21 protein-coding genes, 1 tRNA gene and 1 pseudogene are annotated in these 19,445 nt (G+C 64.8%); 17 read left to right on the top strand and 6 right to left on the bottom strand.

Annotated features, from left to right (window positions below):
* The first annotated feature begins 43 nt into the window (after positions 1 to 43).
* Positions 44 to 628, top strand: a complete 585-nt coding sequence (locus ACFQ2S_RS13685; protein WP_089232776.1) for an HNH endonuclease — start codon at positions 44 to 46, stop codon at positions 626 to 628.
* 18 nt (positions 629 to 646) lie between these two features.
* Here ACFQ2S_RS13685 and ACFQ2S_RS13680 read toward each other — a convergent pair whose 3' ends face one another.
* The 3 genes from ACFQ2S_RS13680 to ACFQ2S_RS13670 form a co-directional block, all read right to left on the bottom strand.
* Positions 647 to 982 (bottom strand): DMT family transporter, encoded by a 336-nt coding sequence (locus ACFQ2S_RS13680; RefSeq protein WP_386075244.1) that lies wholly within the window; start codon positions 980 to 982, stop codon positions 647 to 649.
* 7 nt (positions 983 to 989) lie between these two features.
* The gene (locus tag ACFQ2S_RS13675) at positions 990 to 1,619 is read right to left on the bottom strand and encodes a YitT family protein (RefSeq protein WP_386075243.1); all 630 of its coding nucleotides are present in this window, start codon (positions 1,617 to 1,619) and stop codon (positions 990 to 992) included.
* Between the two features lie 211 nt (positions 1,620 to 1,830).
* Positions 1,831 to 3,045 (bottom strand): NADP-dependent isocitrate dehydrogenase, encoded by a 1,215-nt coding sequence (locus tag ACFQ2S_RS13670; RefSeq protein WP_386075242.1) that lies wholly within the window; start codon positions 3,043 to 3,045, stop codon positions 1,831 to 1,833.
* Between the two features lie 233 nt (positions 3,046 to 3,278).
* Here ACFQ2S_RS13670 and ACFQ2S_RS13665 point away from each other — a divergent pair, with 233 nt between their 5' ends.
* Both ACFQ2S_RS13665 and ACFQ2S_RS13660 read left to right on the top strand, forming a co-directional pair.
* The gene (locus ACFQ2S_RS13665) at positions 3,279 to 4,343 is read left to right on the top strand and encodes an HlyD family secretion protein (protein WP_386075240.1); all 1,065 of its coding nucleotides are present in this window, start codon (positions 3,279 to 3,281) and stop codon (positions 4,341 to 4,343) included.
* Positions 4,333 to 4,749: pseudogene (locus tag ACFQ2S_RS13660) on the top strand (DUF2955 domain-containing protein); the annotation flags it as partial. The gene ACFQ2S_RS13665 and the pseudogene ACFQ2S_RS13660, both read left to right, overlap by 11 nt.
* Before the next feature lie 538 nt (positions 4,750 to 5,287).
* Here ACFQ2S_RS13660 and ACFQ2S_RS13655 read toward each other — a convergent pair.
* The 3 genes from ACFQ2S_RS13655 to ACFQ2S_RS13645 all read right to left on the bottom strand — a co-directional run bounded on the left by ACFQ2S_RS13655 (position 5,288) and on the right by ACFQ2S_RS13645 (position 6,871).
* Positions 5,288 to 5,917: an HD domain-containing protein gene (locus tag ACFQ2S_RS13655; protein ID WP_386075239.1), complete on the bottom strand. Its 630-nt coding sequence runs from the start codon at positions 5,915 to 5,917 to the stop codon at positions 5,288 to 5,290.
* A gap of 64 nt (positions 5,918 to 5,981) precedes the next feature.
* Complete coding sequence (locus tag ACFQ2S_RS13650) at positions 5,982 to 6,209, bottom strand: hypothetical protein (RefSeq protein ID WP_386075238.1); 228 nt, start codon at positions 6,207 to 6,209, stop codon at positions 5,982 to 5,984.
* A gap of 8 nt (positions 6,210 to 6,217) precedes the next feature.
* Positions 6,218 to 6,871, bottom strand: a complete 654-nt coding sequence (locus ACFQ2S_RS13645; protein ID WP_386075236.1) for an alpha/beta hydrolase — start codon at positions 6,869 to 6,871, stop codon at positions 6,218 to 6,220.
* A gap of 167 nt (positions 6,872 to 7,038) precedes the next feature.
* Here ACFQ2S_RS13645 and ACFQ2S_RS13640 point away from each other — a divergent pair, with 167 nt between their 5' ends.
* The 14 genes from ACFQ2S_RS13640 to ACFQ2S_RS13575 all read left to right on the top strand — a co-directional run bounded on the left by ACFQ2S_RS13640 (position 7,039) and on the right by ACFQ2S_RS13575 (position 19,394).
* Positions 7,039 to 7,506, top strand: coding sequence for a Fe-S cluster assembly transcriptional regulator IscR (locus ACFQ2S_RS13640; RefSeq protein ID WP_386075234.1), 468 nt, complete (start codon positions 7,039 to 7,041; stop codon positions 7,504 to 7,506).
* A 113-nt stretch (positions 7,507 to 7,619) separates the two neighbouring features.
* Positions 7,620 to 8,669: a cysteine desulfurase family protein gene (locus ACFQ2S_RS13635; protein ID WP_386075233.1), complete on the top strand. Its 1,050-nt coding sequence runs from the start codon at positions 7,620 to 7,622 to the stop codon at positions 8,667 to 8,669.
* 35 nt (positions 8,670 to 8,704) lie between these two features.
* Positions 8,705 to 10,228 (top strand): Fe-S cluster assembly protein SufB, encoded by a 1,524-nt coding sequence (gene sufB, locus ACFQ2S_RS13630; protein WP_386075232.1) that lies wholly within the window; start codon positions 8,705 to 8,707, stop codon positions 10,226 to 10,228.
* Positions 10,229 to 10,370: 142 nt separating this feature from the next.
* Positions 10,371 to 11,270 carry a polysaccharide pyruvyl transferase family protein gene (locus tag ACFQ2S_RS13625; protein ID WP_386075230.1) on the top strand — a complete coding sequence of 300 codons (900 nt, stop codon included), beginning with the start codon at positions 10,371 to 10,373 and terminating at the stop codon, positions 11,268 to 11,270.
* A complete protein-coding gene (locus ACFQ2S_RS13620; protein ID WP_089232788.1) occupies positions 11,267 to 11,578 on the top strand; it encodes a heavy metal-binding domain-containing protein in 312 nt (103 codons plus the stop codon). The genes ACFQ2S_RS13625 and ACFQ2S_RS13620 overlap by 4 nt, the downstream gene beginning before the upstream one ends.
* A 76-nt stretch (positions 11,579 to 11,654) precedes the next feature.
* A complete protein-coding gene (locus ACFQ2S_RS13615; RefSeq protein ID WP_386075229.1) occupies positions 11,655 to 11,954 on the top strand; it encodes a hypothetical protein in 300 nt (99 codons plus the stop codon).
* A gap of 82 nt (positions 11,955 to 12,036) precedes the next feature.
* Complete coding sequence (gene sufC, locus ACFQ2S_RS13610) at positions 12,037 to 12,792, top strand: Fe-S cluster assembly ATPase SufC (protein ID WP_386075228.1); 756 nt, start codon at positions 12,037 to 12,039, stop codon at positions 12,790 to 12,792.
* 1 nt (position 12,793) lies between these two features.
* Positions 12,794 to 14,089, top strand: coding sequence for a SufB/SufD family protein (locus ACFQ2S_RS13605; RefSeq protein WP_386075226.1), 1,296 nt, complete (start codon positions 12,794 to 12,796; stop codon positions 14,087 to 14,089).
* A 3-nt stretch (positions 14,090 to 14,092) separates the two neighbouring features.
* Positions 14,093 to 14,599 (top strand): YIP1 family protein, encoded by a 507-nt coding sequence (locus ACFQ2S_RS13600; protein WP_386075225.1) that lies wholly within the window; start codon positions 14,093 to 14,095, stop codon positions 14,597 to 14,599.
* Positions 14,600 to 14,610: 11 nt separating this feature from the next.
* Positions 14,611 to 15,225 carry a YIP1 family protein gene (locus tag ACFQ2S_RS13595; RefSeq protein ID WP_386075223.1) on the top strand — a complete coding sequence of 205 codons (615 nt, stop codon included), beginning with the start codon at positions 14,611 to 14,613 and terminating at the stop codon, positions 15,223 to 15,225.
* On the top strand, positions 15,218 to 16,438 hold the full coding sequence (locus ACFQ2S_RS13590; RefSeq protein ID WP_386075222.1) for a cysteine desulfurase: 1,221 nt from the start codon (positions 15,218 to 15,220) through the stop codon (positions 16,436 to 16,438). Before ACFQ2S_RS13595 ends, ACFQ2S_RS13590 begins: the two co-directional genes overlap by 8 nt.
* A gap of 84 nt (positions 16,439 to 16,522) precedes the next feature.
* Positions 16,523 to 16,599 (top strand) — tRNA-Arg (locus tag ACFQ2S_RS13585).
* Positions 16,600 to 16,706: 107 nt separating this feature from the next.
* A complete protein-coding gene (locus tag ACFQ2S_RS13580; protein WP_386075220.1) occupies positions 16,707 to 17,720 on the top strand; it encodes a tyrosine-type recombinase/integrase in 1,014 nt (337 codons plus the stop codon).
* 951 nt (positions 17,721 to 18,671) lie between these two features.
* Positions 18,672 to 19,394 (top strand): hypothetical protein, encoded by a 723-nt coding sequence (locus ACFQ2S_RS13575; protein WP_386075218.1) that lies wholly within the window; start codon positions 18,672 to 18,674, stop codon positions 19,392 to 19,394.
* The last annotated feature ends 51 nt before the right edge of the window (positions 19,395 to 19,445 follow it).

The following is a 19,445-nucleotide window of genomic DNA, read 5'->3' as shown; positions in this document are numbered from 1 at the left end:
GCCACGGAGCAGGCAGGCAGGGCAGGGGCGGAGTCACAGGACCATGGACGGCGATTTCAGAAAACACTTCGTGCGGGAACCGAACAATTTGCGGCATCATCCGGCGCTGGTGCTGAACGCGGATTATCGGCCGCTCTCCTATTACCCGCTGTCACTCTGGCCCTGGCAGGAGGCGATCAAGGCGGCCTGGCTCGACAGGGTGGATATCGTGGCCGAGTACGACGAGGTCGTCCGAAGCCCCTCCACCACGATCCGAATACCCTCGGTGGTGGTCCTGAAAGATTTCGTCAAACCCCAGAAGCGCGTGGCCTTCACGCGCTTCAATTTGTTTCTGAGGGACCAGTTCTGCTGCCAGTACTGCGGCGCCAAGGGCGATCTTACCTTCGATCACGTCGTGCCGCGCGCCCGCGGCGGCATCACCAGCTGGGAGAACGTGGTCGCCGCCTGTTCGAGCTGCAACCTGAAGAAAGGCTCCAAGTCGCTGCGCCAGGCCGGGATGAGCCTGCTCAAGTCGCCGCGTCGCCCGGGAGCGGAAGAACTGCGCAACGTGGGCCGCAAGTTCCCGCCCAATCACCTGCACAAGAGCTGGCTGGACTTCCTCTACTGGGATGCCGAGTTGGAGGCCTGAGTCGGCGGCCGGCGCCTGTCAGTGACTGCCGGCGCTCGAAAAAAGCTGGATCACCACCACGCCGCTCACGATCAGCGCGAGGCCGATCATTGCCGCCGCGTCGAGCTTCTGCCCGAAGACCTTGAAGCCGATCAGCGTGATCAGCACCATCCCCAACCCCGACCAGATCGCATAGGCGACGCCGACCGGGATCGCCTTCATCGCCAGCGACAGCAGGTAGATCGAGACCGCATAAGCCAGCGCCATCACCAGCGTTGGCCCGAGCCGCGTCATCTGCTGGCTGGAATGCAGCGCCGTGGTGCCGACGACCTCGGTCAGAATGGCGCCGATCAGCGCGACGACATGGGTCGGCATGGAAACCTCACGATGCGATGTATCGGTCGCGCCGGTGATTGAAGGCGATCACACCGTTCAGGACCACCGCGCCCAGCAAGGAATACGCGACGATACGGCCGGGGAACAGGAAAAATGCGACCGCGAAAAGCACGATATCGACCGCGAGCTGCACATAGCCCGCCCGGACTCCGAGCCGATCCTGCGCCAGCAGCGCCAGCACGCCCAGCCCGCCGAGGCTGCCGCGGTGACGAAAGATCGCCAGCAGCCCCAGCCCGGTCAGCACGCCGAAGACCGCCGTGCCGAGCAGCGGCGTCAGCCGCTCGAAGGCCAGCCAGTGCGGCAGCAGGTCCACCAGAAGCGAGAGCGCAAAGACGCAGCCCAGCGATTTCAGCGTGAACTCCAGCCCCATGCGCCGCCATGCAAGCCAGTAGAACGGCAGGTTGATGACGGCAAAGACAAGCCCGAAGGACCATCCCGTGAGATAGGAGATGATCAGCGCCACCCCGGCCGTCTGGCCCGTCAGGAAGCCGAGATGGGCAAGGAAGGTGAGGCCGAGGGCGCAGATGAACACGCCGATGGCGAGGCCCTGGGCATCGTCGACCGGGGTGTGGCGCACCGCGTCGGCATCGGGCGGCGAAAGCATCGGGGAGGGCAAGGCGCGGGCTCCATGTATCTTGCATGCCGCCATGGGCCGGGCCGGCTGCGACCGGCCCACGGTGGTTCGGGGACGGGCGTAACATGCTGCGTGCCGAGGGTTGAGGCTTACCTAGCGGAGGCCGCACCCCTGCGCCCTCCGATGCCCGAAAAGGACGCAGCGCCGGTCGGGGTGCGCCTGCACGCCGCCCGGTCCGCGTCTGGCGCTCCGCCTAGCCGGCGAGCGCGCGATTGAGGTTCTCGTCGATCTTCTCGAGGAAGCCCATCGTGGTGAGCCAGCCCTGATCCGGGCCGACGAGCAGCGCGAGGTCCTTGGTCATGAAGCCGTCCTCGACGGTCTCCACGATCACCTTCTCCAGCGTCGTGGCAAAGGACATCAGGGCGATGTTCTCGTCGAGCTTCGCACGGTGCTTCAGCCCGCCGGTCCAGGCAAAGATCGAGGCGATGGAGTTGGTCGAGGTCTGCTGGCCGGCCTGGTGCTGGCGATAGTGGCGTGTGACCGTGCCGTGGGCGGCCTCGGCCTCGACGATCTTGCCATCCGGCGTCATCAGCTGCGAGGTCATCAGGCCGAGCGAGCCGAAGCCCTGCGCCACGGTGTCGGACTGCACGTCGCCATCGTAGTTCTTGGTGGCCCAGACGAAACCGCCGTTCCACTTCATGCAGCAGGCGACCATGTCGTCGATCAGGCGATGTTCGTACCAGATGCCCTTTTCCTTGAACTTTTCCTCGAACTCTTCCTCGAAGACCTGCTGGAACAGCTCCAGGAAGCGGCCGTCATACTGCTTGAGGATCGTATTCTTGGTCGACAGGTACACCGGCCAGCCAAGGTTCAGGCCGTAGTTGAACGAGGCCCGGGCGAAGTCGCGGATCGAATCGTCGAGGTTGTACATGCCCATGAAGACGCCGGAGGAGGGGGCCTGGTAGACCTCTTCCTCGATCACCGTGCCGTCGTCGCCGACGAATTTCATGGAGAGCTTGCCCGAACCGGGGAACTTGAAGTCGGTCGCGCGGTACTGGTCGCCAAAGGCGTGGCGGCCGATCACGATGGGCCGGGTCCAGCCGGGCACAAGGCGCGGCACGTTGCGGCAGATGATCGGCTGGCGGAAAACCACGCCGCCGAGGATGTTGCGGATCGTGCCGTTGGGCGAGCGCCACATCTTCTTCAGCCCGAATTCCTCGACCCGCGCTTCATCGGGGGTGATGGTGGCGCATTTGACCGCGACGCCCACTTCCTTGGTCTTTTCGGCGGCGTCGATGGTGATCTGGTCTTCGGTACGGTCCCGCTCCTCGATCCCGAGGTCGTAGTAGAGCAGGTCGATGTCCAGGTAGGGCAGGATCAGCTTCTGTTTGATGAAGTCCCAGATGATCCGGGTCATCTCGTCGCCGTCCATCTCGACGATGGGGTTGTCCACCTTGATCTTGGTCATGGGGTCTCTCTTGCAATGGGCTGGATTGAGTCGGAACCTGCCCGCGTCATAGCGCAATCCTCGCGCCACTGGAATATGGTATGCAAATGTATACCGTTTTGCCCTGCCCCCGCCGTTGCGAGAAGCAGCAGGCCGGGAAACCGGCGATTTTCGAGGCGGACCGTGTGTCCCGGTGACAGGGCGCGGATCCTGTGCTGGGGTGTGCCTGGGGGTGCGGGACTGAGGAGAAACGCATGAAGACGCTCATCCGACTGGTTCTGTTGATCGCGGTTCTGGTGTTCGCCTGGTATCTGGCGGCCGACCGGTTCACGCCCTTTACGTCGAACGCGCGGGTCAAGGCGGTGGTGACGCCGATCGTGCCGCAGGTATCCGGGTCGCTGGTCGATGTGGCGGTCTCCAACGGCCAGCTGGTGGAGGCCGGAGAGGTGCTGGCGCGCATCGACGCGCGGGCCTACCGGAACCGGCTGGACCGGGCGCGGGCCGAGCTGGACGCGGTGATCCTCTCGATCGGGGAGAGCTCGGCCGGCGTGGCCGCGGCGCAGGCCGCGCTGAGCCAGGCGGAGGCTGCTCTGGAGAACGTCCGGCTGCAGTCCTCCCGGGTCTTCGAGCTGGAGAACCGGGGGTTGATCGCCGCTGCGCGTGGCGATGCGGCGCGGGCCGCGCTGGCCGATGCGGAGGGCGCGCAGGCCCGGGCGGAGGCCGATCTGTGGCGGGCGCAGCAGCAGCTCGGCCCCGAGGGAGCGGACAACCCCGCGATCCGGCAGGCGCTCGCCGAGGTGGCGCAGGCGGAGCTGGAACTTGGCTGGACCGAACTGACCGCACCCACGGCGGGCGGGCTGAGCAATCTCGACGTTGCGGCCGGCGCCTATGCGAAGGCCGGGACGCCGCTGATGACCTTCGTGGACACTGAGTTCGTCTGGATCGACGCCTTCCTCACCGAGAACAACCTCGGCGAGGTCAGCGTGGGCGACCCTGTCGAGGTGACGCTGGACATCCAGCCGGGCCGAGTGCTGGAGGGCCGGGTCGAAAGTTTCTCCGGCGCGGTCGCCATCGGCACCGAGAACCAGCCCGGCACGCTCGCCGCCGCGCCCCGCAGTTCCGGCTGGATGCGGGCGCCGCAGCGATTCCCGGTGCGGATCGTCCTGCCGGGCTACGAGGCCGGTGACCCGGACGACGACGTTCTGTTCCAGATCAACGGGCAGGCCGACGTGATCGTCTACACGACCGACAACCCGGTCCTGAACGCGCTCGGGCGGGCCTATATCCGCGCGCTGTCCTGGCTCTCCTATGCCTATTGAGGATTCACGCCTCGGCATGCGGCTGGCGCTCGGGCCGGCGGTGCTCTTCCTCCTCGGGGTCGCTTTCGACTGGCCGATGGCCTTTGTCGGGGCGGTCTTCGCCGCGCTCTTCCTGCAGGCGCCTGCGCCGCCGTCACTGGCGGGCGGGGTGAAGCTGGTGCTGACCGCGATCGGCCTGCTGACATTGGCCACGGCGGTGTTCAGCCTGCTACGCCCCTATCCGGTGCTCTACCTGATCGGGGTCTGTCTGGCCGTCCTCTGGGCATTCGCGCTTTCCGTTCGAGGGCGCTCACCGTTGCTGGTGGTGCTGGCCTTGCTCGCGGCGCTGCTGGTGCCGCTGCTGGCGCGGGGCTCGGTCGAGCTGGCGGTCTGGGTGGTGATCTGGCTGTCGGCCAACATGGTCTTCGCGCTCCTCACGACATGGGCGGCGTTCGTGCTGCTGCCAGTGCCGAGGCGGGCGCATGTGACGCAGGAGGCGCCACAGGGAGGCGAGCCGGACTTCGACCCAGAGCGCCGCCAGCTGCGTATGGCGCTGGTGACGGTGCCCTTCGCGCTGGCGTTCTTTCTGGTGGATGGCGGCGCGCCTTTGACGCTGCTCTTTGTGGCGATCCTGTCCCAGCAGCTTGCCGCGAGCACCGAGGACGGGCCGGCTGTGGCGGGCGCGATGCTGGCGGCGAACCTGATCGGCGGCCTCGCGGCGGTGACGGCCCATGAGCTCGTTGTAGCGGCGACGTTCTTTCCGTTCCTGGCGCTGGTGGTGCTGGCGCTCTGCCTCGGCTTTGGCTGGTGGCACGCCTCGGAACGCCCGGATTCGGCACTGGCGGGCTCGGCCATGACGACCTTCCTGATCCTCTTCGGCGGCGCGATCGCGCCGCTATCCGACAGCGCCGAGGTGGCGATGCTGAGCCGGCTCGGTCAGATCGGGCTTGCGCTGGCCTGGGTGCTCACGGCTTTCGTGGTTCTGGATGCGCTGCTTCCGGAGCGGGCACCGAGGCTGCCTGATTGGCGAAAAACCCAGCCACGCGGGCACGCACATGGTGCCAAAGCGCCGGGGCCCCACGCATGACCTTTTCCCCGACGCGGTCGTCGATCTGGTCGAGGGTGACGTCATAGTCGATCCAGCTGCCGCCGCCATTGGCGAGGTTCAGAAGCAGAGGCTGCACGCGGTCGATGGTTTTCGCGAAGATCGCATCGGCGGTCTCTGCGGCTTCGAACTCGTCCCAGAGAGCGCGGAACTCGGTGGCCTGCGCCGCAGGCAGCAGGCCGAACAGCCGGTCTGCGGCGGCGCGTTCCTTGGCTGCATGGGCCTCGGCATCGTGGACCTCATGAATCGGCATGTCGCCAGCGTCGATTTCCACGATGTCGTGCAGCAGGAGCATCCGGATCACCCGGTCGATCCGCACCTCCGGCCCGGCCTCGTCGGCCAGGACCAGCGCGTACATCGCGATATGCCAGGAATGCTCGGCCGAGTTCTCGCGGCGCGAATTGTCGGCGATGGGCGTGGCCCGGAGCACACCCTTCAGGTGGTCGATTTCCTGCAGAAAGGAGATCTGGTCGGCGAGTTTGTTGGTCATGATCCGCCTTTAGGCGGTTCGCCGGGCAACGACAAGCGTTGCCCGCGCGCGCCCTTGCCCCGAGTCAGCCGCTCTTCGCGTCGGCCTGCTTGACCTGTGTCGTCAGGAACTCCCGCGCCCGGCGTTCGGCCAGGCGCATCCGGATCGAGGTCAGGTAGGCTTCCTCCATGGTCGTGGAGGTTGCGCCGAGCTGCTTTGCGACGTCTTGAATCAGGCTCTCGCGGCCAATCCGGAAGGCTTCCTTGATCGTGTCCCTCGCCAGACTGTCGGCGAGATCCTCCAGAACGCTCATGGCGGGCCTCAGCGCGTGGTTTCGGTCAGCCGGCGTCGCACGTAGGTTTCCACGTGATCGAGCATCGGCTGCATGTGCGGTTCTTCGAAGAAGTGGCCCGCGCCCTCCATCTCTTCGTGGGTGACGGTGATGCCCTTCTGCTCGTGCAGCTTGGCGACCAGCGCCTGGGTGTCCTTGGGCGGTGCCACGCGATCGGCGGCACCGTTGATGATGAGGCCGGAAGAGGGGCAGGGCGCCAGGAAGGAGAAGTCGTACATGTTGGCCGGCGGCGAGACCGAGACGAAACCGGTGATCTCGGGGCGGCGCATCAGCAGTTGCATGCCGATCCAGGCCCCGAAGGAGAAGCCTGCGACCCAGCAATGCTTGGCGTTCTGGTTCATCGACTGCAGGTAGTCGAGCGCCGAAGCTGCATCGCTGAGCTCGCCCACGCCCTGGTCGTACTCGCCCTGGCTCCGGCCCACGCCGCGGAAATTGAACCGCAGGACGGTGAAGCCCATGTTATGGAACGTGTAGTGGAGGTTGTAGACGACCTTGTTGTTCATCGTGCCGCCGAACTGCGGGTGCGGATGAAGCAGGATCGCGATCGGCGCGTCTTTCTCCTTCTGCGGGTGATAGCGGCCCTCCAGCCGTCCTTCGGGTCCGGGGAATATCACCTCGGGCATGTGCCTGCCTCTTTCCTTGTCTGGTTGCGAATGCGTCAATGCCAGCGATTGACGCTATCGGTCGGGGTAACTAGAACACTTCCATTCCGTGGGCTGCATATAACAGCGGAGCCTGAGGCAGTTAAGCTCCCCCGAGGCCCACGTCAACCTTTCGGGAGGGGTGTTCCGTGAAACTCAGCACCAAAGGTCGTTACGCAATGGTGGCGCTGACCGATCTCGCGCTGGCCCCGGCCGGGGATCTTGTGTCGCTCTCCGAAATCAGCGACCGGCAGGACATCTCGCTGCCCTATCTCGAACAGCTCTTCGTGAAGCTTCGGCGTGCGGGTCTGGTGGAATCGGTGCGGGGTCCGGGTGGCGGCTACCGGCTGGGCCGGTCGGCCGAGCAGATCCGGGTTTCCGAGGTCCTGACTGCGGTGGACGAAACGGTGAGCGCGCTGCACACCGGGGCGGGCGCCAAGGGCGGTGTCTCCGGCAGCCGGGCGCAATCGCTGAACAACCGGCTCTGGGAGAGCCTCTCGGCCCATGTCTACGTGTTCCTGCACCAAGCACGGCTGTCGGACGTTGTGAATAACGATCTGGCGCCCTGTCCGGCCGTCCCGTCGCTGTTCCAGCTCCACGACGATTGCACCGAGTAGCGCGCTGACCTATGACACTCCCGCCCGGTGGGCGCGGGAGACGATCTTTCCTGCGAAAGATCGCGCCTTCGGCGTGGGTATTTGAGCCAAGAAGAAGGGCGGGGCAGGAAAGGATGAGCCGGAGCTACCTCGACTGGAACGCCACGGCGCCGCTGCGGCCCGAGGCCCGCGCGGCGATGCTGGAGGCGATGGACCTCGTCGGCAACCCGTCCTCCGTGCATGCGGAGGGGCGCGCCGCGAAGGCGCTGGCCGAGCGGGCGCGGGCTCAGGTGGCGCAGGCGCTCGGCGCGGAGGGAGCCGATATCGTCTTCACATCCGGAGCGACCGAGGCGGCGGCGCTGGCGCTGGCCGGGCGCGGGCTGGTTGGCGCGGCAATCGAGCATGACGCGGTGGCAAGCTGGATCGACACGAGCCTGCCGGTGTCTGCCGACGGCCTGGTGACCGTGAACGAGCCTGCGCGCTCCACCCTGCAACTGGCCAATTCGGAGACCGGGGTCCTGCAGACCCTGCCGGAGGGACTCGCGGTCAGCGACATGACCCAGGCCTTCGGCAAGGTGCCCCTGGCGTTCAACTGGTCGGGATGTGACATGGCGCTGGTGTCGGCGCACAAGCTCGGCGGACCGAAGGGCGTCGGCGCGCTGGTGCTGAAGCGGGGCCTCGACGTGGAGGCCCGCATCCGCGGTGGCGGGCAGGAGATGGGGCGGCGCTCCGGCACCGAGAACCTGATCGGAATCGCGGGCTTCGGCGCCGCCGCGGAAGCCGCGCAGCGCGATCTGGAAGCGGGTTGCTGGGACCGGGTGGAAAAACTTAGAAGCATTCTAGAAAAAGCTCTGGAAACTTCCGCAAAGGATATTATTTTTGTCGGGAAAGCGTCGAGGCGACTCCCCAACACATCCTGCATCGTGGTGCCGGGGTGGCGGGGCGAGACCCAGGTGATGCAGATGGATCTGGCCGGCTTCGCCATTTCGGCGGGATCGGCATGTTCCTCCGGCAAGGTCAAGGTCAGCCGGGTCCTGCAGACGATGGGACTGGGTGACAGCGCATCCTGTGCGATCAGGGTGTCCATCGGGCCGGAGACGACGGAAGAAGAGGTTTTGCGGTTCGCCGAAGCTTGGGGGGCCGCCCATGGACGGATGTTGGCACGGTCGGGGCAGGGCTCCTGAGCCGGCGCCGCGACACAGGACGGATTGGATAGGACATGACGGTAGTGGAAGAGAAACTCGACGTTAAGGAAGGTGTTGACCGCGAAACCGTCGAAGCCGTCCAGAACATGGGCACCTACAAGTACGGCTGGGACACCGAGATCGAGATGGAGTATGCCCCGAAAGGCATCAACGAGGATATTGTCCGGCTCATCTCGGAGCGCAACGGCGAGCCTGAATGGATGACCGAGTGGCGCCTGACTGCCTTCCGGCGCTGGCAGCAGATGGAGCAGCCGAACTGGGCGTTGCTGAAGGTGCCGGCCATCGACTACCAGGACCAGTATTACTACGCTGCGCCGGTCTCCATGAAGGAAAAGCCGAAGTCGCTCGACGATGTGGATCCCAAGCTCCTGGAGACCTATGCCAAGCTCGGCATCCCGCTCAAGGAGCAGGCTATTCTTGCCGGTGTCGAGGGCGCGGGTGAGACTCCGGAGGAGGGCCGCAAGGTCGCGGTTGACGCTGTGTTCGACTCGATCTCGGTGGGCACGACCTTCAAGAAGGAGCTGGCCGAGGCCGGCGTGATCTTCTGCTCGATCTCCGAGGCGATCAAGGAGCACCCCGAGCTGGTGAAGAAATACCTGGGCTCGGTCGTGCCGCAGTCCGACAACTTCTTCGCGACGCTGAACTCGGCGGTCTTCTCCGACGGGTCCTTCGTCTATGTGCCGCCGGGCGTGCGCTGCCCGATGGAGCTCTCGACCTACTTCCGGATCAACGCCGAGAACACCGGCCAGTTCGAGCGCACCCTGATCATCGCCGACAAGGGCTCCTATGTGAGCTACCTCGAAGGCTGCACCGCGCCGCAGCGCGATGTCGCGCAGCTCCACGCCGCGGTGGTCGAGATCGTGCTGCTCGAGGATGCGGAGGTGAAGTATTCCACCGTGCAGAACTGGTTCCCGGGCGACGAGAACGGCCACGGCGGGATCTACAACTTCGTGACCAAGCGCGCGGATTGCCGGGGCGACCGCTCCAAGGTGATGTGGACGCAGGTCGAGACCGGGTCGGCGATCACCTGGAAATACCCCTCCTGCGTGCTGCGCGGCGAGGAGAGCCAGGGCGAGTTCTACTCGATCGCCATCGCCAACAACTACCAGCAGGCCGATACCGGCACCAAGATGGTGCACCTCGGCAAGAACACCCGTTCGCGGATCGTCTCCAAGGGGATCAGCGCCGGCAAGGCCCAGAACACCTATCGCGGGCTGGTCTCGGTGCACCCGAAGGCCAAGGAATCGCGCAACTACACCCAGTGCGACAGCCTGTTGATCGGCTCGACCTGCGGAGCGCACACCGTTCCCTACATCGAGGTGAAGAACAACTCGAGCCGGGTGGAGCACGAGGCGACGACCTCCAAGGTGGACGATGACCAGCTCTTCTACTGCCGCCAGCGCGGCATGGACGAGGAAGAGGCGGTGGCCCTCGTGGTCAACGGCTTCTGCAAGGAAGTGCTGCAGGCGCTGCCGATGGAATTCGCCATGGAAGCCCAGCAGCTCGTGGCGATCTCGCTGGAAGGCTCTGTCGGCTGAGGCTTGAGGCCCGGAGGCGTCGTGGCGGGCCGGCGAGGGCCGGCGCCACGCCTCGAGGGTGCAACTTGGACAGGGGATTGCGTGGTGGCGCCGGGGTGGGCGACCCTGGCGCTTTTGGAAACGGTCGCAGGGATCGGATGGGATGGCCGCAGAGGCTCCGATAAAACTCTTCTGGTATCGCAAGGAGCCGAACTTCGGCGATGCGCTGTCACCGCTGGTGGTCGCGCATCTGGCCGGCCGTCCGGTTGCCTGGGCGCACCGGGGCGAGTGCGAGCTCTATGCCGCGGGCAGCCTGATGACGATGATCGCCAACGCCCATGCCGAGCCGCGCCACGATGGCAGCCGGCCGGTGATCTGGGGAAGCGGAATGATGGCGCCGGTGTCCAGCGGGTTCCTGGCAAACGTCCGGCTGGCTCTTCTGCGCGGGCCGATCACCGCGACGCTGCTGGGGCAGCGGGCGGAGGGCTATGGCGATCCGGGCCTGTTAGCGCCCGAGTTGCTTGAGGAAGCGCCGCAGCGGCAGGACAGGATCGGCGTGGTGCCGCACCTGAGCAAACGCGGGGACCCGGCGCTCGTGACGGCGCTGGCGGAGGACCCGCGGCTGATGTTGATCGACGTCACCGCGGAAGATCCGCTGGACGTGGTGCGCCAGATCGCCTCCTGCGCCTACGTGTTTTCGTCGAGCCTGCACGGGATGACCGTTGCCGATGCCTTCGGGGTTCCGAACACGTGGCTCGATCCTAGCGGCAACCATGGAGCCGCGGCGCTGAAGTTCTACGACTACGCTGCCAGCGTCGGCCGCGCGCTGCCGACGCCCTTGGCGGTGGACGAAATCGGGGCGGCGATCCGGGCGGGCCTGCCCGAGACCATCGGCCACGCGGCCGGTGTCGCAGCCTGCCGGCAGGCGCTGGTCGAGGCGTTCCCCGCAGAACTGCGCGCCGGGCAGGGGGCTACCGCCTCGCCGCGGGCGACGGACGGCTTGGGCCTCCGCGCCGAAGAGGCACGCGCCTCGGGATACGAGATGAAAGGACTCGCGAGATGATCGTCACAACGACCCCGGCCGTCGAAGGCCGCCAGATCACCGAGTACTGCGGCATCGTCGTCGGCGAGGCGATTCTGGGCGCAAATGTGTTCCGCGATCTCTTTGCCGGCATCACCGACATCATCGGTGGCCGGTCGGGCAGCTACGAGGCCAGCCTCGGCGAGGCCCGCCAGACCGCCCTGCGGGAGCTGGAAGAACGCGCAGCGGCCCTTGGCGCCAACGCCGTCGTCGGCGTCGACCTCGACTACGAGGTCATCAACAACATGCTCATGGTCTCTGCCTCGGGCACGGCGGTCAGGCTCGGATAAGTGCTGATTTCGCCGAAATATCGCCCCGTTTTGGAGCCAGTTTCCCTTCCCATAGGAAGTGGAAAGGTAGCGAGTGATGGCATACGCTGGAACAGCCGATCGGGGATTTGCCGAGCGGATTGCCCGGATCGAGAAGGGCAAGCAGTGGACGCCCGACGGTGTCGTCATGCCGTCCAGCAAGGCCAGGAAAAAGAAGATCGGGCTGAAACATCTCGGCAGCAGGATCACCATGATGCTGTCGATTCTGCTGGCCGGCTCCGTTTGGTCGGTGTTCTCCCTGGTGCAGGCGGAGCTTGCGGAAGAGGACGCAGCAATCGACTTCACCGAGGTGACCACTGGGATAACAAGGCTGGTCTCCACCATAACCGGCGGCTGACGCCGCTCTCCACTCACCGAATTTCGAACCCAATGGCCGGGCCCTCCCAGGGCGCCGGCCCGCTTTGCATGCGAGGATGAAAATGCTGGAAATCAAGAACCTGCACGTCAAACTTGAAGAAGAGGACAAGCAGATCCTCAAGGGCGTCGACCTGACGGTCGAGACCGGCAAGGTGCACGCGATCATGGGGCCGAACGGCTCCGGCAAGTCGACCCTGTCCTATGTGCTCTCGGGCCGTGACGGCTACGAGGTGACCGAGGGCGAGGCCGTGATGGATGGCGTGGACTTGCTGGACCTGGAACCCGAAGAGCGTGCCGCGGCCGGCCTCTTCCTCGCGTTTCAATACCCGGTCGAGATCCCCGGCGTCGGCAACATGACCTTCCTGCGCACCGCGGTGAACGCACAGCGCAAGGCCCGCGGGCTGGAAGAGATGTCGGCCGCCGACTTCCTCAAGGAGATCCGCGCCAAGGCCAAGACCCTCAAGATCGACGCCGAGATGCTCAAGCGCCCGGTCAACGTCGGCTTCTCGGGCGGCGAAAAGAAGCGCAACGAAATCCTGCAGATGGCGATGCTTGAGCCCAAGATGTGCATCCTTGACGAGACCGATTCCGGCCTCGACGTGGACGCGATGAAGCTGGTCTCCGAGGGCGTCAATGCGCTGCGCAACGAGGGGCGCTCTTTCCTGGTCATCACCCATTACCAGCGCCTGCTCGATCACATCAAACCCGATGTCGTCCACATCATGGCCGACGGCCGCATCGTGAAGACCGGCGGGCCGGAACTGGCCTTGGAAGTCGAGAACAACGGCTACGGCGACATCCTGACGGAGGTGGCGTGACATGGCGTTGACCCAGCAGAAACTGGACGCCACGAGCACGCGCCTGGCCACGCTGCAGTTGCCCGAGAGCGGAGCGTGGCTGGCTGAGGCGCGCCGGGCGGCACAGGCGCGCGTGCAGGCGATGGGCTTGCCGCATGCCCGTGACGAATACTGGAAATACACCCGTCCCGAGACGCTGGTGCAGCCCGACGTGCCCGCGGCGAGGGTCTTCGAGCCTTACGAGTCCGCCGTGTTCGACGATATCGACCGGCTGAAGATCGTTTTCGTCGATGGCGAGTTCGACCCTGAGGCCTCGGACGATCTGAGCCTTGCCGGGGTGGAGATCGAGACGCTCGAAACCGCCGGCGCGGCCGACATCCACTGGGCGCGCGACCTCTACGGCGTGCTGGAAACCCGCGGGCAGGACCCGGTGGAGCGGCCGCTGGCCGCGCTCAACACCGCCTTCGCGCGGGTCGGGGTTGTGATCCGGGTCACCGGCAAGGCGGCCAGGCCGATCAACCTGATCTACCTGAACCGCAGCGCCGAATCCGACGCCATGCTGCACCACGTGGTGAAGGTGGAAGAGGGCGCGGACCTGACGGTCGTGGAAAACGGTCCGGCCGCCGCGCGGTTGAGCACCGTGATGGAGGTCGAGGTCGCCGACGGCGGCGCGTTCCACCACGTCCGCACGCAGGGCCGCACCCACGAGCGTCGCGCCGTGACCCACATCTTCGCCCGTCTCGGCAAGGAGAGCACCTTCAAGTCCTTCACCCTCACCGCCAACGGCGCGCTGACCCGCAACGAGGCGGTGATCGAGCTTACCGGCGACGATTCGGTGGCCCACGTGGCCGGCGCGGCGCTCGGCGACGGGGCGACGGGGGATTTCCACCACGACGACACCGTCTTCATCACCCACGATGCGGAGCGCTGCGAGAGCCGGCAGGTGTTCAAGAAGGTGCTGCGCAACGGCGCGGTCGGCGTCTTCCAGGGCAAGATCCTCGTCAAGGAAGGCGCGCAGAAGACCGACGGCTACCAGATCAGCCAGTCGCTGCTGCTCGACGACGACAGCCAGTTCCTCGCCAAGCCGGAGCTGGAGATCTACGCCGACGACGTCGCCTGCTCGCATGGCTCCACCTCGGGCGCGATCGACGAGGAGGGCCTTTTCTACCTGCGCTCCCGCGGCATCCCGGCACCGATCGCGACCGACCTCATGGTCATCGCCTTCGTCGCGGAAGCCATCGCGGAGATCGAGGACGAGGGCATCGCCGCCGACGTCCTGAGCCGCCTCGAAGGGTGGCTGGAGCGGCGCAGGGGCTGAGTCGTGTCGGTTTCCGCCGAGATCCTCCGGACCTTCCGGGCGCCGCGTCAGGTGATGCGGCGCCTGCTTGCCTCGCTGTCTGGGGATGACCGCCCGGAAGCGCGGATCCTTGTCTACCTCGTGGCCGGCTGTTTCGTGATCTTTGTCTCGCATCTGCCAGCGGCGGTGGCCGGCGGGCCGCAATGGCCGCCCGAGGCGCCGGCCGAGGCCCGTGTGATCAACACCTTCTTCGGCTGGCTCTTTATCGCACCGCTGCTGTTCTACGGACTGGCAGGCATCGTGCATCTGGTGGCTCGGGCCATCGGCGGACGGGGCAGTTTCCTGCGCTCGCGCGCAGCTCTGTTCTGGACGGTGCTCGCCGTCTCGCCGCTGATGCTCCTGCGCGGCATTGTGCAGCACCTGATAGGGCCAGGGGCGCAACTCCAAACGATGGAATGGGTCGTGGCCCTTGCGTTCTGTGCCCTGTGGGCCATATCGCTGGTCGAGGCCGAAACGGCCCCGGCAGGCTGAAGGCAATTAGGATGAGTGAACAACTTCCACGGTTTGGCGCTCTCGTCGTCGAGACCCTGCGGGCCCCGCGCGATGCCGCGCGCCGGGTTATCGCGCTGAACCTGCCCGAGCGTGTCGGCTGGGAGGCGCTGGCGCTCGGCATCCTGCTGACCGTCGTCATCTTCGGCATTCCGGTCGAGCTGTACCTTCGGGACGCCAGCGACGAGGAGGCCGAATTCGTGACCCAGGTCTGGGGCAACCCGCTGGTCGTGACCTTCGGGCAGGCGCTCAACAGCGTGGTGATGGTCTTTGCCATCGATATCATCGGGCGGTTCTTCGGCGGGCAGGGCAACCGCGCCGGCGCGGTGGCGCTGGTGGCCTGGCACCAGATCTTCATTCTCGCCATCGGCGTTGCGGGCGTTCTCGTCGGGACAATGGTGCCCTTCGTGCTGTCACTGGTCGTGATCGGCCTGATCGTGCTGTGGTTCTTCGTGCTGACCCAGTTCATCTGCGCCCTGCACGGCTTCACCAATTCCCTCGCGGTCTTCGTGATGGTCCTGCTGTCGATGGTCTCCATCGGCTTCCTCGTCACGATCGTGAGCGGCATCCTCATCGCGATCTTCTTCGGAGCCTCTCCCAATGTATGACGTCGCAGCGGTCCGCCGCGATTTCCCGATCCTGTCGCGCAAGATCAACGGTCGGCCGCTGGTCTACCTCGACAACGGCGCCTCGGCGCAGAAGCCCCAGGCGGTGATCGACGCGGTGACGCGCGGCTATGCCGAGGAATACGCCAACGTGCACCGTGGGCTGCACACGCTTTCCAACATCGCGACCGAGAAATACGAGGCTGTGCGGGGCATCGTGGCGCGCTTCCTCGGGGTCGCGGATGAACGCGAAATCGTCATGACCTCGGGCAGCACTGAGGGCATCAACCTCGTTGCTTACGGCTGGGCCGCGCCGCGGCTCGAGGCCGGCGACGAGATCGTCCTGTCGGTGATGGAGCACCACGCCAACATCGTGCCCTGGCACTTCCTTCGCGAGCGGCAGGGCGTGGTCCTGAAATGGGTCGACGTCGACATCAATGGCGACCTGGATCCGCAGGCCGTGATCGACGCCATTGGCCCGCGCACCAAGCTGGTGGCCCTGACCCACATGTCCAACGTGCTCGGCACGATGGTGGACGCGGCGGCGGTGGTCGACGGCGCCCATGCCAAGGGGGTGCCCGTGCTGCTCGACGGCAGCCAGGCGGCGGTGCACGGCCCGGTGAACCTCGACGCCATCGGCGCAGATTTCTATGCGGTCACCGGCCACAAGCTCTACGGTCCCTCGGGCTCCGGCGCGATCCACATTCGCAAGGAGAGGATGGCCGAGATGCGCCCCTTCCTCGGTGGAGGCGACATGATCCGCGAGGTCCACAAGGACGAGATCACCTATGCCGACCCGCCGATGAAGTTCGAGGCCGGCACGCCGGCGATCGTGCAGCAGATCGGCCTCGGCGTGGCGCTGGAATACCTGATGGGGCTCGGCATGGAGAACGTGTCCGCCCATGAGCGCGGTCTGCGGGACTATGCCCGCGAACGGCTGGAGGGGCTCAACTGGCTCAACCTGCAGGGGCGCTCGGCGGGAAAGGGGGCGATTTTCTCCTTCACCCTCGAAGGCGGGGCGCATCCGCACGACATCTCGACCGTGCTCGACAAGAAGGGCGTCGCCGTCCGCGCGGGCCACCATTGCGCCGGCCCGCTGATGGATCACCTCGGCCTCTCGGCCACCTGCCGCGCCTCCTTCGGGCTCTACAACACGGTCGAGGAAGTCGACTCGCTGGTGGACGCGCTGGAGTTCTGCCACGAGCTCTTCGGCTGAGCGGTCCACAGGGCCAAACGATCGCGCCACGCATCAGATTGGGCATTGCGGGGCGCGGGCAGGTTGGCTATACGCCATCGGCACGCACCCGTAGCTCAGCTGGATAGAGCGCTGCCCTCCGAAGGCAGAGGCCAGAGGTTCGAATCCTCTCGGGTGCGCCACCGCCAAGCTCCTTGTTTTTAACGGTGAGAACCGTTGCAGGGCATGGCGGGAGAAACTCCTGATTTGCAGCTTGTCACACTCTGGTCACACCGAGAGGAGTTATGACATGGCCACGATTAGGAACCGCAACGGCAAGTGGCAGGCGCAAGTCCGCATCAAGGGACATACTGCACGCACCAAATCCTTCACCACAAAGCGTGACGCGGAACGGTGGGCACGACAGACCGAGACCGAGATCGAAGCCTCTGCGCTGCGTGTGGATCACCGGGTTCTCGACCGAATGACGGTGCGTGATGTGTTAGAGCGGTACAGGCGTGAGGTCACGTCTCGGAAGCGGGGAGCCGCGTCCGAGAACAAGCGTCTCGATCTGATGGTACGTCAGCCATGGGCAGCGCAGCCGCTGTCGAGGATCACCCCTCAGACTTTCAGTCGTTACCGGGATGAGCGTCTCCGCACTGTCAGTGCTGGCACGGTAATCCGAGACCTAGGCCTGTTGCGCGCAATCTTCGAGGTCGCTCGTTTGGAGTGGGACATAGCCTTACCGGAGAACCCCGTTGCTCGTGTGCGCAAGCCAGCGTCACCGAATGCTCGGGACCGCCGTCTGCAAGCCGGAGAACTCGAGGCCCTGCTAAAAGAAAGCGACAAGAGCCGCAATGAGTGGCTCAGGACGGGTATTCTGTTGGCAGTCGAGACTGGCATGCGGCGTGGTGAGATGCTGAATCTACGCTGGGCCGACATCTGCTTCGATACCGGAACTTTGGCGATCCCGGTTACGAAGACCGGTCACGCCCGCCGGATACCGCTCAGCGACGTAGCATTGGGTCTTCTGACACAACGCAGAACTCACAGGGATACGGGACCGGATCTCGTGTTCCCGATATCAGCAAACGCATTTCGTCAAGCTTGGGAGCGTTGCAAAGGCCGGGTCGCCGTGTCCCGGCCCACGATAAGCGATCTACGGTTTCATGACCTGAGGCATGAGGCGGTGAGCCGGTTCTTCGAGATGGGATTGAGCGTGCCCGAGGTTGCTTTGATTAGCGGCCACAGGGACCCTCGCATGTTGTTTCGTTACACACACCTTCGGGCGGAGGACCTCGCAAAGAAGATGAGGGCAGCATGATCTGCTTGAACGTCGTCAGCAGGGCGTCTGCTCTCGTCGTGGAAGGCCCAAGCCGCTCCGCCTATTGAGAGAAGGAAGGATTGCTGGTCTCCCTTGCATGGCGCTGGGGAGCCGCGCGCATTGGGCATGAGTTATTGTGGTCCTTCCTGCAGATAGAACTGCATGGGTTGGCTCGCTGGGGTGCGCTGCTCTTTTTCCGTTGTACCGGTGGCGTTGGAGGCAGGAGTGTCCAGCAAAGGTTGGCGAAGCGGTCCCAGGTAGAGCCAACTGGTCTCTTCCCCTAGTCGTCTAGACGGAGCAAGCGTCCGAGCAAGTTATCATGCGTGCTTCGCTCCGCCCTGCGAGAATCGTCCTGCGGCGTCCCCTTCCTTTGCATTGCCCGTATGGTCTGCGGTTTCTACCTAGTTGCCTGATCCTGCCCATCATGCCTGATCTTCTGGTGATGATGGTGTGACCATGGTCCTTCTTAGCTATCGGTGCGTGGGAGCAAGTGCTGATGGACCTGCACCCGCCTGCTGCGGCCGAAACCTCCGTCTCACAGTCAAAGTCAAGGCGCGAGCATCGCCGCTTTCGGCGTCGGGGCAACATCGTCCCATTCTCCCTGCATCCATAGAGAGAAAGCGCGACATCACCCGAGGAAGTCGCGACCTTGCTCCATTTGCCGTGGAGTGGGTGGTATTTAATAGTCTGAAAATAAACAGAAAAATCAGATTTCCTGTGAGAGAGTGTTATTGGGTGATTCCCAGATGACCTGAGCAATCACAATGCTGCGTCGGTCTACCACCGAATGCGATGTGAGCACCGGACCGAGCTACTGCTGCCGCGCATCTGCTCGCTGTGTCCCAAGTTGCTATGCCGCGCGCATCGTCACCCGGGCATCGAGGTCCGCTCTCTCTCGACCTTCTCCTACCATGAAACTTGGTCCAACGGACCGCAGCCAAGGAGGTCATCATGACCCATATCCGTATCATTGATATGCCCTGTGGATGGGGCAAATCCTCGCAAATCCTCAGTCGTTTCGAGAAGGGTGAGAAGTACCTCACCGTTGTCCCCTCCTTGTCGGAAGTGGGCCGCTACATCGACGGTGCTCTCAAGCAGTCTGGTTTCCGGCTCACTCAACCGGTCGATACAAAAGGACGCAAGAGCGACCATGCAGAGAAGCTTATTCGTGAGGGCAAGTCACTGGTGTGCACCCACGCCCTCTACTTCCGGCTAGGCACGATTGCCACGCAAGAGCACCAGGTCACAGTGTCAGTTGAGTTCGATGGAAAGAACCCGCCGACAATACACACCAAAAATATGCTCGACGACTACAACCTGATTATCGACGAGGTCATCAACCCGTTCGAGCACGAGCAATCAGTCAAACCCATCGAGTTTGACGAGGACTACGTCGCTCTTGGAATGGCGGAGGTGCACGGAGATGGTCGCGTCGAGCCCACGCCCAAGTGGGACACAAGATACGAACAAGGCAGCCGGACCTTTGACCGGGGCCTCTACGAGAAGGCCAAGTCAGGTTCACTCTACAAGCTGAGCGAGGGGTTGTTCATCCTCACGGTCCCGATGGAACTACTGACCCGTCCAAAGACCGTCACGATCTACACCTACCTCGCCGAAGGCTCGGTACTGCTGCACTTCCTTCGCAAGATGCAACGTGAGCACTGGGGAGCCTGATCTGACTGGTCCGGTTTGATTGTTAGTGCATGACCCGCCTTGGTTCCATCT

It is taken from the genome of Tropicimonas aquimaris, assembly GCF_042676185.1.
GTDB lineage: Bacteria > Pseudomonadota > Alphaproteobacteria > Rhodobacterales > Rhodobacteraceae > Tropicimonas > Tropicimonas aquimaris.
Note: the sequence above shows the minus strand (reverse complement) of the source record. Positions and strands in the feature narration are given on the sequence as shown.